Origin of the sequence: Photobacterium halotolerans DSM 18316 (genome assembly GCF_000425165.1) — a bacterium.
Lineage (GTDB): Bacteria > Pseudomonadota > Gammaproteobacteria > Enterobacterales > Vibrionaceae > Photobacterium > Photobacterium halotolerans.
In genome coordinates, this window is the sequence record NZ_KE384319.1 from 716,995 (window position 1) to 733,198 (window position 16,204).

The 16,204-nt window shown below is 52.5% G+C and carries 11 protein-coding genes; 4 read left to right on the top strand and 7 right to left on the bottom strand.

The genetic code is table 11. From position 1 onward, the window contains the following. Positions 1-135: 135 nt before the first annotated feature. Together yccS and H511_RS0112630 are read left to right on the top strand one after the other, a co-directional pair. A complete protein-coding gene (gene yccS, locus H511_RS0112625) occupies positions 136-2,331 on the top strand; it encodes a YccS family putative transporter (RefSeq protein WP_027252615.1) in 2,196 nt (731 codons plus the stop codon). Positions 2,332-2,454: 123 nt separating this feature from the next. Beyond that, on the top strand, positions 2,455-3,093 hold the full coding sequence (locus H511_RS0112630; RefSeq protein ID WP_027252616.1) for a LysE family translocator: 639 nt from the start codon (positions 2,455-2,457) through the stop codon (positions 3,091-3,093). Between the two features lie 93 nt (positions 3,094-3,186). Here H511_RS0112630 and treC read toward each other — a convergent pair whose 3' ends face one another. From treC to treR, 3 genes are all read right to left on the bottom strand, one after another. Further along, complete coding sequence (gene treC / locus H511_RS0112635) at positions 3,187-4,869, bottom strand: alpha,alpha-phosphotrehalase (protein ID WP_027252617.1); 1,683 nt, start codon at positions 4,867-4,869, stop codon at positions 3,187-3,189. A gap of 60 nt (positions 4,870-4,929) precedes the next feature. After that, positions 4,930-6,360, bottom strand: a complete 1,431-nt coding sequence (treB, locus tag H511_RS0112640) for a PTS trehalose transporter subunit IIBC (RefSeq protein WP_027252618.1) — start codon at positions 6,358-6,360, stop codon at positions 4,930-4,932. Between the two features lie 213 nt (positions 6,361-6,573). Continuing rightward, complete coding sequence (treR, locus tag H511_RS0112645; RefSeq protein ID WP_027252619.1) at positions 6,574-7,536, bottom strand: trehalose operon repressor TreR; 963 nt, start codon at positions 7,534-7,536, stop codon at positions 6,574-6,576. 444 nt (positions 7,537-7,980) lie between these two features. Here treR and H511_RS0112650 point away from each other — a divergent pair, with 444 nt between their 5' ends. Then, on the top strand, positions 7,981-9,147 hold the full coding sequence (locus H511_RS0112650) for a Card1-like endonuclease domain-containing protein (protein ID WP_027252620.1): 1,167 nt from the start codon (positions 7,981-7,983) through the stop codon (positions 9,145-9,147). A gap of 63 nt (positions 9,148-9,210) precedes the next feature. On the opposite strand, the gene udp is transcribed toward H511_RS0112650, so the two are convergent. From udp to H511_RS0112670, 4 genes are all read right to left on the bottom strand, one after another. Further along, positions 9,211-9,978: a uridine phosphorylase gene (udp, locus tag H511_RS0112655; RefSeq protein WP_027252621.1), complete on the bottom strand. Its 768-nt coding sequence runs from the start codon at positions 9,976-9,978 to the stop codon at positions 9,211-9,213. Between the two features lie 383 nt (positions 9,979-10,361). Beyond that, entirely contained in the window at positions 10,362-12,836 is a 2,475-nt protein-coding gene (locus H511_RS0112660; RefSeq protein WP_027252622.1) for a zinc/cadmium/mercury/lead-transporting ATPase, read from the bottom strand. Positions 12,837-12,992: 156 nt separating this feature from the next. Beyond that, entirely contained in the window at positions 12,993-13,409 is a 417-nt protein-coding gene (locus H511_RS0112665) for a CBS domain-containing protein (protein ID WP_027252623.1), read from the bottom strand. Between the two features lie 159 nt (positions 13,410-13,568). After that, positions 13,569-14,888 carry a DUF945 family protein gene (locus H511_RS0112670; RefSeq protein ID WP_027252624.1) on the bottom strand — a complete coding sequence of 440 codons (1,320 nt, stop codon included), beginning with the start codon at positions 14,886-14,888 and terminating at the stop codon, positions 13,569-13,571. Positions 14,889-15,057: 169 nt separating this feature from the next. On the opposite strand from H511_RS0112670, the gene H511_RS0112675 reads away from it, so the two are divergent. Next, a complete protein-coding gene (locus tag H511_RS0112675) occupies positions 15,058-16,050 on the top strand; it encodes a 2-hydroxyacid dehydrogenase (protein ID WP_027252625.1) in 993 nt (330 codons plus the stop codon). The last annotated feature ends 154 nt before the right edge of the window (positions 16,051-16,204 follow it).

The following is a 16,204-nucleotide window of genomic DNA, read 5'->3' on the forward strand; positions in this document are numbered from 1 at the left end:
CACTCAGCGAGAAGATTATCAAGAACTGCGCACAGACCATAGCGGTAAGCGCTTTATTTACGTAAAATTTGAGACAAAAATGCCCGCTGCTTCAATGAACAACCCTGTTTATGATCAGCACCGACCGGATACCCGATGACAAAATTTTCTCTGCAGACCACTTTCCGACGTTACTGGGCAAAAGACCGCCTTCACCTCAGTGCCCGCGTCGCATTAGCTTTGATAGGCGCTGTCGTACCCTGCTGGTATCTGAATGCCACCACGGCTGTCACCCCACTGGTGCTGGGGATCATTGCAGCAGCACTGGCGGAAACCGATGACAACCTGACAGGCAGGCTGAAAGCACTGGCAATGACCTTGCTGTGTTTCCTGATAGCCTCGCTATCGGTTGAGCTACTGTTCGATTACCCGGTACTTTTTGCCATCGGGCTGTTCTCATCCAGCTTTGGCTTCATGATGCTGGGCGCTATGGGTACCCGGTATGCCAGCATCGCCTTTGCCTCCCTGCTGCTGGCTATCTATACCATGCTGGGTGCCGAGAGCAGCCAGAATTTATGGTTTCAGCCCGCCTTGCTGCTGAGCGGTGCCATTGGCTATGGCTTGCTGTCGCTATTGTGGCAGATGCTTTGGCCGAATCAGGCAGTGCAACACAGTCTGGCCAGTGTCTTTACTGCCCTGGCCGATTATCTGGATGATAAAAGCCGCTGGTTCCGCCCGGTCGACAACCTTGACCCACAGCAACTGCGTATTCAGGCTGCAGCCAGCAATGCCAGAGTGGTGTCGGCACTCAATCAGGCCAAGCAGACACTGCTGAACCGGGTTAAACGGGTGCAGCACAACCAGCGAGGCCATCGCTTTCTCAGCCTGTATTTCCATGCGCAGGATATTCATGAGCGTATCAGCTCCTCTCACCAGCGCTATCAGGACCTGGCAGCGGCATTTCGTCGCAGTGACATTTTGTTCCGTTTTCAGGATCTGATGCAGCAGCAGGCAACGGCATGCCGCAATATCAGTAGCAGCCTGGCAATGGGCAATTATTACCGGCACAGCCTGGATAACAGTCTGGCGCTGGACGAGCTGAAAGAATCCCTCAGCTTTCTTAAATCACAGAAGAATCCCGAGTGGCGTGCTTTCCTGACTCAGCTCGACTATCTGTTCAACAACCTCGCGACCATTGAACGTCAGCTCGCCAACCTGAATAATCCCGACGTGGCTGAAGCGCAGGAAGATACTGAACTGGCCGATTCAGAAGCCCATACCTTCTCCGGTTTATGGCAACGGGTGAAAAGCCAGCTGCACACCGACAGCCAGCTGTTCCGCCATGCGGTACGTATCGCCACGGCTTTGACTATTGGCTATGGCGTGATTCATGTACTGGACTTACAGCACGGATACTGGATTCTGCTTACCACACTGTTTGTCTGCCAGCCCAATTTCAGCGCCACACGCCAGAAACTGACGCAGAGGATCATCGGCACGCTCGGTGGCCTGCTCGTCGGTCTGCCGCTGCTGTATCTGTTTCCCGGTCAGGAAGGCCAGCTGGTCTTAATGGTACTGGCGGGGGTGGCCTTTTTCGTGCTCCGTAACCACAAATACACCCTGGCGACAGGGTTTATCACGCTGCTGGTGCTGTTTTGTTTTAATCAGCTAGGGGCCGGTTTTGCAGTAGTGCTGCCCCGTTTGGGTGATACCTTGCTGGGCTGTCTGCTGGCCGTACTGGCTGTGGTCTTTATTCTGCCGGACTGGCAATCGCGCCGCTTACATAAAATCATGGCGGCTGCGGTCACCACCAACCGCGATTATCTGGCACAGATCATCGGGCAATACCGGATCGGCAAAAAGGACAGCCTGAGCTACCGCATTGCCCGCCGCGAAGCCCACAATACCGACGCTCAGCTCAGTACCGCCATCAGCAATATGCTGGCAGAGCCGGGCCGTTACCGGCTGGCTATCGAAGAGTGCTTTCGTTTTCTTACGCTCAATCATGCGATGCTGAACTACATCTCGACCTTAGGTGCGCACCGCACACAGATCGATGAGCACAAAACGCACAAGTTAATTGCACAGGCTCACAGCCAGATCCATATTCAGCTCGATACGCTGGCCCAGCAACTGGCCGACAAGCAATGTGCGCCGCCGCCGGAATCGGACAGCAGCCTAGAGCAGGCACTGGCAACCTGGCGGGAAGGGGATGATCAGTCAGTACGCCTGATCCTGCAGCAGTTGTTTCTGATCCAGCGCATGATGCCGGAGTTGTATTCACTGGCCAATAAACTGGCCGCCAGAACGCAGCAGACCAGCGACACTGTGCCAGCACAGAAAACCAGATAATCTGGCATTCCACTGATAAAAAATCAGTCAATCACACCATCTCAGGCGTAAATTTTCTTCATTTAGACCTGAGATGGTATAGAATCCCGCCCTTCTTACTTTCCTGATTCACATTCACAGACAATGATTGATTTCACTACACTGCCCTTATACCTCACCGCGGTGGTTGCCCTGTTGCTGGTACCCGGTCCGGATATGCTGCTTATCGCCAGCTCCAGCCTGAGTTATGGCAAACGCGTCGGCCTGTTTGCCAGCCTGGGCAATGCCACGTCCGGACTGGTACTGACCGTACTGGCTGCGATGGGGGTCTCTGCGCTCATCGCCATGAATCCCCTGGCACTGGAGGCACTGCGTTTTCTGGGCGGTGCGTACCTGTTAAAGATGGGCTGGGACTGCCTGCGCAGCACGCCGGCTGACTCTCCCACCGTTGGCAGGCAACATGGGCTGGCCCGGGCGCTGTATCGCCGCGCTGTCGTCAGCAATCTGCTTAACCCGAAAGCCTTGATTTTCTTTGTGCTGTTTCTGCCTCAGTTTGTCTCCGGCCAGATTGAAGCCAGCTCAGGTGAGCAGATGCTGGCGCTGGGTTTGCTGCTGAACATCATGGGGCTGACGTTTAATCTGCTGCTGGTCGTGCTGGCGGGCACCCTTGGGCGGCCATTACTGAATAACCCGACCTTCCGGGCTAACCAGAATAAGTTCATGGGTTGCATCTTCATCGTGCTGGCCATCTGGCTGCTGATTTCTCAGTTGCCGCAGGTGTAACAAGCACCACCGCCTGAGGCGCTGGTGTAGCAATACAATGAAAAATGGCCTCCTGTTCCCAGTGAGGCCATTGCTTTATGGTGACTGCCGGATTCAGGTAAATAACCAGATCCGGCTTTCAAAAGGCCGCAGCCTTCCGGTCAGGCTGATCTCACCGGCTTGCTCATCGTTATAGTTCGCCAGCAAGGTCTCCCCCCGGCTGACAGACAAATCAGACAAACAGCTCAAATCAAACGCTACTCTGTCGGCACTGTAGTTATTGAGGCAGATCAGTACCTGGCCATCGCACTGCCTGCGATACACATGCAGAGCCTGATCGTCCGGTAATAAATCCGTGTAATCGCCGTCTGCTATCACGCCGATTTTCTTACGCAATGCAATCAGCTGACGGTAATAGTGGAACACGGAATCTGGATCGGCCACCGCCTGCTCCGCATTGATAGCCGGGAAGTTCGCGGCAACGTCAATCCAGGGTGTCCCTTGGGTAAAGCCGGCATGAGGACGGCTATCCCACTGCATCGGGGTGCGGGAATTGTCCCGTGAGCGCTCGGCCAGAATCGCCAGCGCATCTCGCTCGCTGATCCCCTGCTCCTGAGTCAGAATCCGGTACATATTGATGCTTTCCACATCACGATACTGAGCGATATCCGAAAACCCGGGATTGGTCATGCCCAGCTCCTCACCCTGATACACATAAGGGGTGCCCTGCATCATATGCAGTGACGTGGCGAGCATTTTGGCTGACAGTTCACGGTATACCCCGTCATCGCCGAACCGGCTCACCACCCTTGGCTGATCATGGTTACACCAGAACAAAGCGCCCCAGCCTTTATCATGCAAACCCTGCTGCCAGTGGCTGAACAGCTGTTTCAGTGCCAGAAAATCCATCGACGCCAGTTGCCACTTCTCGCCATTCGGGTAGTCGACTTTCAGGTGGTGAAAGTTAAACACCATAGACAGCTCTTTGCCGTCCCTGGCTGAATACTGCTGGCAATGCTCCAGGGTGGTCGAGGACATTTCTCCCACAGTGACAGCGCCGTACTGCTGAAACACATCGGCGCTGATTTCCTGAAGATACTGATGCACTTTCGGCCCATCGGTATAAAAACGCCGGCCGTCGCCAGTGGGGTCGTTCGGAAAATCCTGCTGTTTGGAGATCAGATTGATGACGTCCAGACGGAAACCGTCCACCCCTTTTTCGGCCCAGAAGCGGATAACCTGTTTCACTTCCTCGCGTACTTGCGGGTTTTCCCAGTTCAGGTCGGCCTGCTCTTTGGCAAACAGGTGCAGGTAATACTGCTGGGTCGGTTCATGCCACTGCCAGGCATTGCCGCCAAATTTCGACTGCCAGTTATTCGGTTCGCCGCCATCCACGGCATCGTGCCAGATATAGTAATCGCGGTACGGGCTGTGCTTATCCGCCAGTGCCTGCTGAAACCAGGCATGCTCAGTCGAGGTATGATTGACCACTATGTCCATAATGATGCGGATTCCCCGCTGGCGGGCGGCATCGAGCAGACGGTCGAAATCTTCCATGGTGCCGAAATCCGGATTGATACTGTAGTAGTCGGAAATATCGTAACCATTATCCACCATGGGTGAGGCATAGACAGGAGTCAGCCAGATTGCATCCACCCCCAGGGTCTGAAGGTAATCCAGGCGTTGCGTAATACCTTTAAGATCGCCCGTGCCTTTGTTGCCGCTGTCGGCAAAACTTTTGGGATAGATTTGATAAACCGTCGCTGTTCGCCACCAGGGCTGAGCTGTCTTCGTCATGTTACTTAACCTGTACAGAAAAAACGGCAGCCGCAACGCTGCCGTTGAAGGTGATTGCCATTACGCGGCTTGTGGTTGCTGCTCGAGTTTGCCTTTTGCGGCGGCACGCTTGTACATCACAATTGTCAGCACCAGCGGCACCAGAATCGCCACCAGCATTGCCAGCAGATAAATCAGCCAGTACTGAGGCTGGATAGACAGAATGCCCGGCAGACCGCCGACACCAATGCCGTTGGCCATTACACCGGCGGCGCCGCAAATCGCCGCAGCCAGCGCTGAGCCTGTCATGGCACACAGCATAGGAAATTTGTATTTGAGGTTAATCCCGTACATGGCCGGCTCTGTTACCCCCAGATAAGCTGAAATCGCGGCGGGTACGGAAATCTCACGCTCATTTTCTTTCTTGCTGATGATGATAATGCCCACCACGGCAGACGCCTGAGCAATATTAGACAGCGCAATCAAAGGCCAGATAGGTGTTCCGCCCATGTCCTGCATCAGCTGCAAATCCACGGCGTTGGTGGTGTGGTGAATACCGGTAATCACCAGCGGGGCGTACAGGAAGCCAAATAACACGGCCCCGAGAATCGCAAAATCCCCTGTCATGGCCGCTTTCGCGACATACGCCACACCGTCGCCCAGCATGCGTCCGAACGGACCTATCAGGGCATGGGCCAGGACAACCGCCGTGACCAGCGAAATGAAAGGAACGATAACCAGGTACAAATAATCCGGGATAATGCGTCTGAGATTGGTTTCAATAAAGGCTAACGCAATACCGGCCAGCATCGCAGGGATCACCTGTGCCTGATAGCCCACTTTCTCAATCACAAACCAGCCGAAATCCCACACTTCCGGCACTTGCTTACCGATCAGATAAGCATTCATCAATTGCGGCGAGACCAGGGTGATCCCCAGTACTATGCCCAAAATGGGTGTGCCGCCCAGTTTTTTCACGGTTGACCAGCACACACCCACAGGCAGGAAGAAGAAAATCGCTTCGCCAATCAGCCATAAAAAGGCATGCACCTGCGCCCAGAACGGGCTGATCTGGGTGAGGGTCTGGCCATCAAACATCGCAATATCGCCGATGACATTTCTGAAACCGAGGATCAGACCACCGGTGATGATAGCGGGTAACAGGGGAACAAAAATTTCGGCCAGGTGAGAGATACCGCGCTCCAGCAAGCTCATATTCTGGCGGGCGGCGACTTTTGCCTCGTCTTTGCTGACCGCTTTATCACCTAACATCGCGTTGAGCTGCTTGTACACCTGGTCAACTTCAGTGCCGATCACCACCTGAAATTGCCCGGCATTGGTAAAACACCCCTTCACCATAGCAATGGCTTCCAGTTCGGGCACACTCGCCGCTTTCGGGTCTTTCAATACAAAACGCAACCGGGTCAGGCAGTGGCTGACACTGACGATGTTTTCCTCGCCGCCTATTCTGGCGACCAGCTGCTCTATCTGCTGCTTATCTATTTTACTCATGCCAATATCCGTCTAAGTCGTAAGGTACACAGGGTATTGTTATTGTTTTTACATTTGTGGGAATGTTCCCAACCAACAAGCCCAATGATGAACCTGATAGAAAATATTGAAAATGGGAATGTTCCCATTTTGTGTTTCAGCTCACGAAGCGTGTCATTTTATTCAGAATAGACGGTAATCGGGGAAGATGTGCCTGAACTCTCAGGCACACAATCAGAATGGCAGACGGGAGCGCTGCACCAGATGGGTGACATCCGCACTCTGGCGGAGGTGCTGTAACAGCAGATCGGCCGCGCGCTGACCCGCATCAAAATATCCGGGATCCACACTGAAAGTGTTGGGAAACATAAACTGCAGCAGATCTGTCGCCCCGACGCCAGATACAAGTACATCGGTCCGGTTTAGCTCTTGCAGCCTTTTTGCCACCCCCATCGCCAGGGTATCACTGGCACAGACAATGGCCTGGGTCTGCGTGGACAACACAGCATCTGTTAATGCGTAAGCACTGTCATAACTGAGCTCGCCGGTTTGATAGCAAGGCGCAATGTGCTGCTGCGCGCAAGCGTCCAGATAAGCATCCAGACGCAGCTGCCCTGTGGTCCGGTCGGCAATATCAACACCAATATAGCTGATATGCTTCAGGCCCTTGCCGGTGAACTGAGCCATTGCCAGAGAGATCATGCCTTTGTTGTCGTAACTGACTGATGAAACAGAATCGGTATCAACGGCAATCACAACGGCACGCTGTGTAAAGCTATCTAAAATAGCGCAATCAAAACCGGAGAAACCAAAAACGATGACCCCGTCGACATTGCGCTTTTCCAGGACCGCGATGTGTTCGCGGGTTTTATCGGCGCAGAACTGGCTTTCCATGATCACGGCGTCATAATCAGCCGCGTAGATGACTTCCAAAATGCCGCGCACCGCTTTATTTTCTGACGGCGAATCCAGCCGCGACACCAGAATACCAATGACCCTGCTGTTACCACCACGCATCGATTGGGCTGACTTGGATGGCACATAGCCGGATTCCCGGATCACCTGCTCCACTTTCTCTCTTGTCGCCGGTTTCACACGCGGATCCTGTGTCAGCACTCTGGAGACGGTTGATTTACCCACCCCAGCCAGTTTAGCGATATCGAGAATGGTCAGTTTTTGTGCCTGCTTTTGTGTCATAGCGCCCTCAGTTCAATACGTCCCCGGGAAAGGGCTTCAGGTTCACAGCCTGGATAAACGCTGTATTGTCACAGTCTTAGAAACAAATGCAATGCCTTTATACCGCAACATTCCCTCACACAAAAAATGCACCGAATTGACAATCCCACAACAAAAACGACGGAGATATCCGATACTTTCTTTAAGTGCTTGAAATAAGTTTTCCATGCACCCATATAAAATAAATACTTACTCACTTTCTGGTGTCGGCCATTTCTGGCTTCCTGTTCTTAGCCGGTATCAGCCGAAGTACAATACCCAAACGACTTGATGGTGCAGTTAGGCGGCAAGTGAGTGAATACCCATGAACATAGCTGAACTATGTAATTGGCCGGGCTGGCGTTCCAGTGAATGAATGCAGCCAGCACCGCTGCAACATCAAGCAGGACAGGTATAAGGATAATTATGATTACTCATGTTGGCATTATCGATCAGGACCCGGTCAGACTGATCACTTCCCTTTTAGACCACGGTGTCCCAGCCGGAAAGATGATTTTTATCGGCACAGAAGCGCAGCAGGAAACCTATGACCGCCTGAGTTCGATACTGATCCCCCGCGATATTGAGACTGAATTCTTCACCATTCCCGACTCTATCAATATTACAACCCTTCGCCAGCGACTCAATGAACTGGCAACCCGTTTAAAAGAGTCAAACAGTGAAGTTTGGTTCAATGCCAGTTGTGGCCTTCGTCACCGGCTGCTGTCTGCCTATGAGGTGTTCCGAAGCTACCACTGGCCGATTTATGTTATTGAACCCTACAGTGATGAGATGTGCTGGCTGTATCCCGCCGGCCGGGAGCAGCAGCAGGTTGAGGACCGCATCCAGCTCACCGATTACCTGACTATTTTCGGCGCGCGTGCCGAGTTGCCCGAGACAAGCGTACCGGAAGCCCTCAATCAGCAACTCTGGGATCTGGGGCAACGCTGGGCAAGCTCAGCGCTGGAGCTTGGCCCCGGGCTGGCTACTCTGAATTATCTGGCGACAACGTGCCGTAAAGAGCAGAAACTGGATGTCGGGTTGAGTGACAAACAGCAGGGATACAAAGAACTGGCGCTGCTGATCAACGATTTACAGGAAACCGGTCTGGCACACTATGACAATGGTATTCTGACGTTCAGACACGAAGAAGCCCGCCGCTTCGCTAATGGCGAATGGCTGGAAAACCTGGTTCACAGCACCGTCCGGGCCATTCAGAGTAAGCTGCCAACCATTCAGGATCACTCACTGGGCGTGCAGGTTTACCGCCAGATCGGTGATCGGGAAGTACGTAATGAGCTGGACGTGGCGACTGTCGTCAATAACAAACTGCATATCATTGAATGTAAAACCAAAGGCATGCGGGATGATGGCGACGACACCCTGTACAAGCTGGAATCCCTGCGGGATTTGTTAGGCGGCCTTCAGGCACGTGCCATGCTGGTGAGTTTCCGCCCTCTTCGCCATCATGATCTGATACGGGCCGAAGATTTAGGGCTGGCGATCATCGGCCCCGAACAGCTGGGTGAGCTGGAGCAACACCTGCATACCTGGTTCAAAGCAGCTGGCGGCCAGGCCAACCGGCTGTTGTGATCACTTTTGTGCGGAAAAAAAACCGATGCATCTGGCATCGGTTTTTTTATATCTGGTAACTGATTATTTGTTCAGCATACGGCGAGCAGCGTCAACAACCACACGGATTGCACGTGCTTCTGTTTCTTTCAGCGTCGCGTGATCTGGTGTCTCTTTCTGAGTACGGTTGATAATCACACCCGCCACACAACCGGCACGCAGACCCGAGCTTGCACACATGGTCAGTAAGGTAGCTGATTCCATTTCAAAATTCAGCACACCCATGTCCTGCCATTCTTTCATCGAACCCTGGAAACGACGGACAACACGGCCAGAGAAAGTGTCGTAGCGCTCCTGTCCCGGATAGAAAGTATCACTGGAGGCCGTCACCCCTGTGTGCACCCCTGTGTCTTCCGCATCGCACGCTTCTTTCATCGCAGTTGCCACGTCGAAATCAGCCACTGCCGGGAATTCCATTGGCGCAAAGTGCAGGCTGGCACCGTCCAGACGCACAGAGCCAGTGGTCACTATCATGTCACCCACATTGATATGCGGCTGAATCGCACCTGTCGTACCGACACGCAGGAAAGTACGCACACCCAGCTGAGCCAGCTCTTCAACCGCAATTGAGGTTGATGGGCCGCCGATACCCGTTGAACATACCACAACAGACTTACCATCCAGCTTTGCACGGTACAGCGTGTATTCACGGGCACTGTTTAAAAACTCAGGCTCATCCATCAGATTGGCGATTTTTTCAACGCGTGCCGGGTCTCCGGGAATAATGGCAATTTCAGCGCCCTGAAGATCAGCTTTAGTAACACCCAGATGGAATACCGCGGTCTCAGACATAATTCTATCCTTCATTGTGTGGCCTGCTTTGTGGCGGCCTATTATGGGATCTTATTCAACAACTTGAACTCTCGAATACCCGCTAACCATAGCTCATCACCGCCGTGATATGGGTGATTAACATCACATTAAAGATACATTTCAATGCAACGGATTCATTAAAACAGATCATAGATCACATTAATATGCAACGCGACTTACTTCAACCGTAACCAATGCGCTTGAACCAGATGGAAAGCATCAGCCCTGCTCCTGGTCTTAACGTGAGCAATCAATGTTCTATGTTGCCTTATTAAGGCTCTGCACAAAGAAAAGGCCCAAGCCAGCGCTTAAGCCTTCTGATTGTAGCCCTGCCTCAGCCTGAACGCTGAACCCGCGGTAAATTATGCATCTGGCTTAAACCGCAGCAATCGCAGCGCATTCACAGTCACCAGCGCTGTGGCACCGCTGTCTGCCAATACGGCAACCCAAAGCCCAGTCCAGCCGAGCAAGGTGGTGAGCAGGAATATCAGCTTCAGGCCCAGGGCCAGGCTGATATTCTGACGGATATTGGCCAGTGTCATTCGCGACAAAGCAATCATGTCCGGTAATTCATTCAGACGGTTATGAGTCAGTGCTGCATCGGCAGTTTCCAGTGCCACGTCCGTGCCGCTTCCCATCGCGATGCCGACACTGGCCATTTTCATCGCCGGCGCATCATTAATGCCGTCGCCCACCATGGCCACTTTATAGTCACGGCTCCACTGAGCAACTTCGGTCACTTTATCTTCAGGCAGCAGGCTGGCCCGAAAATCAACACCGATCTCAGAAGCGATTGCCTTGGCGGCCCGCAAGTTATCACCGGTTAACATCACACTGCGAATGCCTAACGCTTTGAGTCTGTCGACCGCCATCAGGGCATCTTCACGCAGATTATCCCGCCAGGCGATCAGTCCGACCGGCACGTTATCACGCAGCACCACCACCAGGGTTTTGCCCTCATCGCTCAGGCTGTCGATGTCAGCCTGCTGGGATTGGGTTATCCGGCCGGGATCGTCAAGACGATCTGTGGCGATAAGATGGATGACAGTGCCGTCAACCACACCCTGAATCCCGCGACCAGGTAATGCTCTGCGGTTTTCAGCATGCGGCACCGCCAGACCCTGCTGGCGTGCTTTGTCGATCACAGCCTGCGCCAGCGGATGCAGCGATCCGGTTTCTATCGCGGCGGCTTCGCTGAGCAGCCTTGTTTCATCGCCTTGCCAGACAAGTACATCCGTTACCCGCGGCTTACCCAGAGTTAAAGTGCCTGTCTTATCAAACGCGACCACCTGCGTCTGGCCTAATTGCTCCAGTGCCGCACCGCCCTTAATCAGGGCTCCGCGACGCGCCGCTGCCGCCAGTCCGGAGGTAATAGCCGCCGGAGTTGAGATCACCAGGGCACACGGGCAGGCAATCAGCAGTAATGTCAGTCCTTTATACAGCCATTCATCCCAGGACAGACCAAAAATCACAGTCGGTACCAGCACAATCAGCGTCGCCAGTATAATCATCGCAGGGGTGTACCAGCGGCTGAAGCGATCAATAAAACGTTCTATCGGGGCTTTACTGGCTTCTGCGTTTTCAATCAGGTGCAGTATGCGGTCGATGGCATTCTCACCCTGCTTAGACTCGACTTTGACCCGCACCAGGTGATCGGCTGACAGTGAACCGGCAAGAATACGCTCTCCCGCAAAACGCTCTACCGGAACCGATTCGCCGGTTAATGCACTTTCATCAAAGCTGGCTGCCTTATCAAGCAATAGGGCATCGGCGGGTAAGCGGGCGCCCGGTGCCACTTCAATAATATCGCCGGGCCGGAGCTGATCGGCCGCCACTTCGCGAATCTGGCCGTTGGTGTCGACACGCATCGCCGTCTCCGGCACCAGCGCCATGAGGGCTTTTACCCCGCTGCGGGCACGGGCAGATGCATAGCCTTCCAGTTGCTCACCAATGAGAAACAGCAACAACACCATCGCCGCTTCGGCCGTTTCGCCCAGATAAAGCGCGCCGACAGCAGCCACGCTCATCAGGGTTTCAATTGAAAACGGCGAGCCGTTTTTAGCGAGTTTGATGGCTTTACCAATAATCGGGGTCAGTCCCACCAGCGTGGTGGCTGAAAAGGCAATCAGCCCCAGAGTGTCAGACTGAGTGGAGATGGCATAAGACACAAAAACCAGCGCGGCTGTCAGCGCGAGCATGCCATAAGTCTGCATGAATCCCGAAGCCGGAGCATCTTTACTCTGTTGCGGCCGGCGCAATGGGAAGCCTGTTGCTTTGGCGATGGCCTCTACCTCAGACATCATGCGCGATGAGATTCCGTCGACCACCAATTTCTCTGTCGAAAAGATCACCGAGGCCTGATCGACACCGTCGATTGCCAGAATGGCTTTTTCCAGCTTTGCTGCACAGCTCGGACAATCCATGCCCTGCACTTGCCAGCTGAAACGCGCAACGGCACCTGGTTCAGTGCTTTGCTGAGGGGCTGTGCCCTTTGCCTGTGACGATGCCAGATGAACGTCGTTTGGACTGTCCGGCCCATAGGAATGAATAGCAGTAAAGCCTGACGGCGTTGTATGGGGGATAATTTGCCGGATACCGGACAAGGCAGCCGCCTTGTCGCCATTGGGCGGTGTTGACAGTAAAGCTCGCCGCCTGGCGGGGTCGCTCTCTTCACTGCCTCCTGAGTCGCACGCTCCTTCACAGCCACTTGCCGTCGCAGAAGCAGCACCTGTCGCAGATACAGCCATTGCCCCCTGCTCGACACGCACACTGCTGCCGGTACTGACTGGCTTGATGGTATGGATGTGCGGTTTTTTATTATGACATTGATGACACATACTGTTATTCCTTATTCAGTCAAAATGGGCTTCTGTATCAATATAAACCTTGGAGTTACCTCCAAGGTCAAGCGATAAATACAGCTCGCAATTATTGAGTGAATGGATGAATACAGATCTCAAAAAACAGGCGCTGAGCAGCGCCTGTTTATAGCGTTAAACCGGGTGCTTAAAGCAATCACCAATTTGATCACTGATGGCGGAAAGCACATTGCGGCGGGTAATAATACCGACCAGTCTCCCACCTTCGACAACCGGATACAGCTTAGGTTTTTGCCCGGACATGGTTTCAGCCAGGGCAATAATGCTGGTCTCAGGATTAACTGTCAGCACATCCGTCCGCATAACATCACCGACTGTGTGGGTATCCTGACAGTGATAACCAACTTTCAGTAACTTCTGAATAAAATCCTGTTCAGACACAAAGCCCACCACTCTGCGGTACTCATCAATAACAGGTCCCCCAATCTGTTTGGATGACAGCATCTTGTCCAATGCTTTAGACAGTGACATACCTGCTTCGAAGGTTACCGGTCGGGTGTTCATATAATCTCTGACTTTAATCGACTCCATGCATCCCCCTGAATTTTTCTTATATAACCGCAGGCAGGTTCAGAGTGTGTCAATCTGAGTGCTTATCCCTGCGCCGATACCTTAAGTGTCGTCGATTTCAGCCAAATGTCTAAATTGATAGGTTCTATTTTATTCATTGTCGTTACCTATGATGCGCGCTTAAGAAAGGAGTAACATCATCAACATAGCCAGGGGTAATTGATCGCCATTACCCAGAACCACCTTATCGCCCACCAGTTTCACAGCAATAAATGCCCTGTCTTCTTTCATTGTCAGCACACCGCTCTGAATCAGCCGGTCGGTCTGAGGCTCCAGCCCTTCGGTCAATGTCAGCAACTCGGACGGAAATTCAAAATACAGATCACCATCAAGTTTGCTGGTCACTTGTGCCAGATTTTGCGACGCGCGCGCCAGGCCTGGCTGCACAGTAAGACGGACATGGCCTTTTATTGGCCCTTCCGGTGCCACCACACTGATATCTTTCAGGTTCACGGTCAGCCCTTTGGCAACCAGCAGATCCAGCGCTAACGCCATATCCTGAACCTGAGCCGGGGATAATTCGCCGTCCAGCTGATCACCCAGTGCACTGAGACGGGTTATGGCGTCATAATCGAGATCAGACAACAGCAAATCGACATTGAATGTCTGGTATTTCTTACCGTCCAGACTGGTCAGAGACGCGATGCTGAGCTGGTTGCTGTTCGTTAACTGCGCACTGACTGCCGGACTCTCCTCTGTCGCTGCCTGAGCTTGTGACAGGCTATTGACTGAGACTACCTTAATGTTATCCAGATCCACGGACTCTTGGGTCTGATTATTGGCAAACCCCAGCTTGCTTATCTGCAGTTGCTGGTTGCCAATCCAGAAGCCTCCGTCCCAGCGGCCTTCCCCGCCACCAGTCACACCAGACACCTGCATGCTTTCGTCTGCCACAGTCTGCAATAACGCATCTTTCAGCGCATAGCTGAAACTGCCGTTTCCGTCAGCAGTGACAGTCCCGGTAAAGGTCAGCGGCTCAGACTTAAAGGCGTTGCCGTCCTGATCGTTATACACAAAAGGATTCAGGGTTAAATCAAGATCGGTTTTTCTTGTCAGTGCAGTGCGCGTTGTTAAGGTCAGTGGCACCGCATCGCTGCCCCACCAGGCTGCAACCTGAGAGGCCACCTTATCATCTACCACCAGCGTACTGTTGGAAGTGACCCCAAAGACGCCATGATGAATCTCATGTGCAATATGCCATTCAGTTGGCCAGTCCTGCTCGGCGAAAACCTCTTTCCAGCTCGATTTCAGTGCAATTTTCGACACAGCATGAGAGGTCAGATAACCACGTTCATAGCGTTCTGTGGTGACAGACACATAGGGGCTGTTGTATTCCCCCACCGTGTCCTGATAAATTCGCTCGCCAATCTGACCAACAGCCAGAGGCCAGCACAGCACCACTGCAACCGCGCCTGCAACTGCACCTATTTTTCCTAACATGTCTCTTTCCAATGATTATTTCGTGATGAATGCAATGAGTGTATTACAAACACTATCTTTGCTCTATGGATCAATGACTTTTATCATTCAGCGCAAGTGATTAATCTGCTTGTCAGCCGGTGCGCACTGTGGGAAAGTGATCACAATTTCAGATTGAAGGAGTGCTGTGATGAAAGTCGCCGTATTCAGCGCCAAAAAATACGATCAAATTTCTTTCAATAAGAGCAATCAGCTTTTTGGGCACCAACTGAGTTTCTTCGATATTCAGCTCAACCTGCAAACGGCGAAACTGGCCCACGGTTACGATGCTGTCTGCGCCTTTGTCAACGACGATCTCAGTAAGCCTGTAATCGAAGCGTTATCTATTCTGAGGGTGCGAGTCATTGCCATGCGCTGTGCCGGATTTGATAAAGTGGATGTGGATGCCGCCAAAATGTACGGTCTGCAGATTGTTCGGGTGCCCGCTTACTCTCCGCAAGCCATCGCGGAACATACTGTCGGGTTAATGCTGAGTCTCAACCGTAAAATTCACCGCGCATACCAGCGCACACGGGATGCCAACTTTTCATTGGATGGCCTGACAGGCTTTAACTTTTATGGCAAAACCGTCGGGGTTATCGGCACAGGCCGGATAGGCATTGCCACCATGCACATCCTGAAAGGCCTGGGCATGACCATTCTGGCCCACGATCCTTATGAAAACCCGGAAGCGATAAAGCTGGGGGCCACTTACACCTCACTGGACGAGATTTACCGTCAATCGGATGTCATTACCCTGCACTGCCCGATGAGCAAAGAGAATTACCACATGCTGGACGCGAGCTCTTTTAGCAAGATGCGCGACGGTGTCATGATCATTAATACCAGCCGTGGTGAACTGCTTAACTCAAAAGATGCGATTGAAGCGCTCAAAAGCCAGAAAATCGGATCTCTCGGGGTGGATGTCTACGAAAATGAAAAAGATTTATTCTTTGAGGATAAGTCCAACGACATCATTCAGGATGACGTTTTTCGTCGCTTGTCTTCCTGCCACAATGTGCTGTTCACCGGCCACCAGGCCTTTTTGACCGAAGAAGCGCTGGCCAACATCTCCGACACCACGTTATCGAATCTCACCCATTTTGAGCAAGGGACAAAATCTGGCAACGAACTAATACAATAAAAATGTTCTATCCATTAGTGTGATAAAATGGCTTATTAAAAGTTTGTCAATGATCACAATTATGTGATTTTTGCTGCATTTTTACTCTATTGTCCCCGTAATACGGCACTTAATCTAAGGCCAACCTGTTATTGCGATGACGAGTTGATTAAAA

What these genes read in the sequence shown, in the direction of transcription:
- yccS (WP_027252615.1), top strand. Translation starts at nt 136, where the DNA reads ATGACAAAATTTTCTCTGCAGACCACTTTCCGACGTTACTGGGCAAAA.
- H511_RS0112630 (WP_027252616.1), top strand. Translation starts at nt 2,455, where the DNA reads ATGATTGATTTCACTACACTGCCCTTATACCTCACCGCGGTGGTTGCC.
- treC (WP_027252617.1), bottom strand. Translation starts at nt 4,869, where the DNA reads ATGACGAAGACAGCTCAGCCCTGGTGGCGAACAGCGACGGTTTATCAA.
- treB (WP_027252618.1), bottom strand. Translation starts at nt 6,360, where the DNA reads ATGAGTAAAATAGATAAGCAGCAGATAGAGCAGCTGGTCGCCAGAATA.
- treR (WP_027252619.1), bottom strand. Translation starts at nt 7,536, where the DNA reads ATGACACAAAAGCAGGCACAAAAACTGACCATTCTCGATATCGCTAAA.
- H511_RS0112650 (WP_027252620.1), top strand. Translation starts at nt 7,981, where the DNA reads ATGATTACTCATGTTGGCATTATCGATCAGGACCCGGTCAGACTGATC.
- udp (WP_027252621.1), bottom strand. Translation starts at nt 9,978, where the DNA reads ATGTCTGAGACCGCGGTATTCCATCTGGGTGTTACTAAAGCTGATCTT.
- H511_RS0112660 (WP_027252622.1), bottom strand. Translation starts at nt 12,836, where the DNA reads ATGTGTCATCAATGTCATAATAAAAAACCGCACATCCATACCATCAAG.
- H511_RS0112665 (WP_027252623.1), bottom strand. Translation starts at nt 13,409, where the DNA reads ATGGAGTCGATTAAAGTCAGAGATTATATGAACACCCGACCGGTAACC.
- H511_RS0112670 (WP_027252624.1), bottom strand. Translation starts at nt 14,888, where the DNA reads ATGTTAGGAAAAATAGGTGCAGTTGCAGGCGCGGTTGCAGTGGTGCTG.
- H511_RS0112675 (WP_027252625.1), top strand. Translation starts at nt 15,058, where the DNA reads ATGAAAGTCGCCGTATTCAGCGCCAAAAAATACGATCAAATTTCTTTC.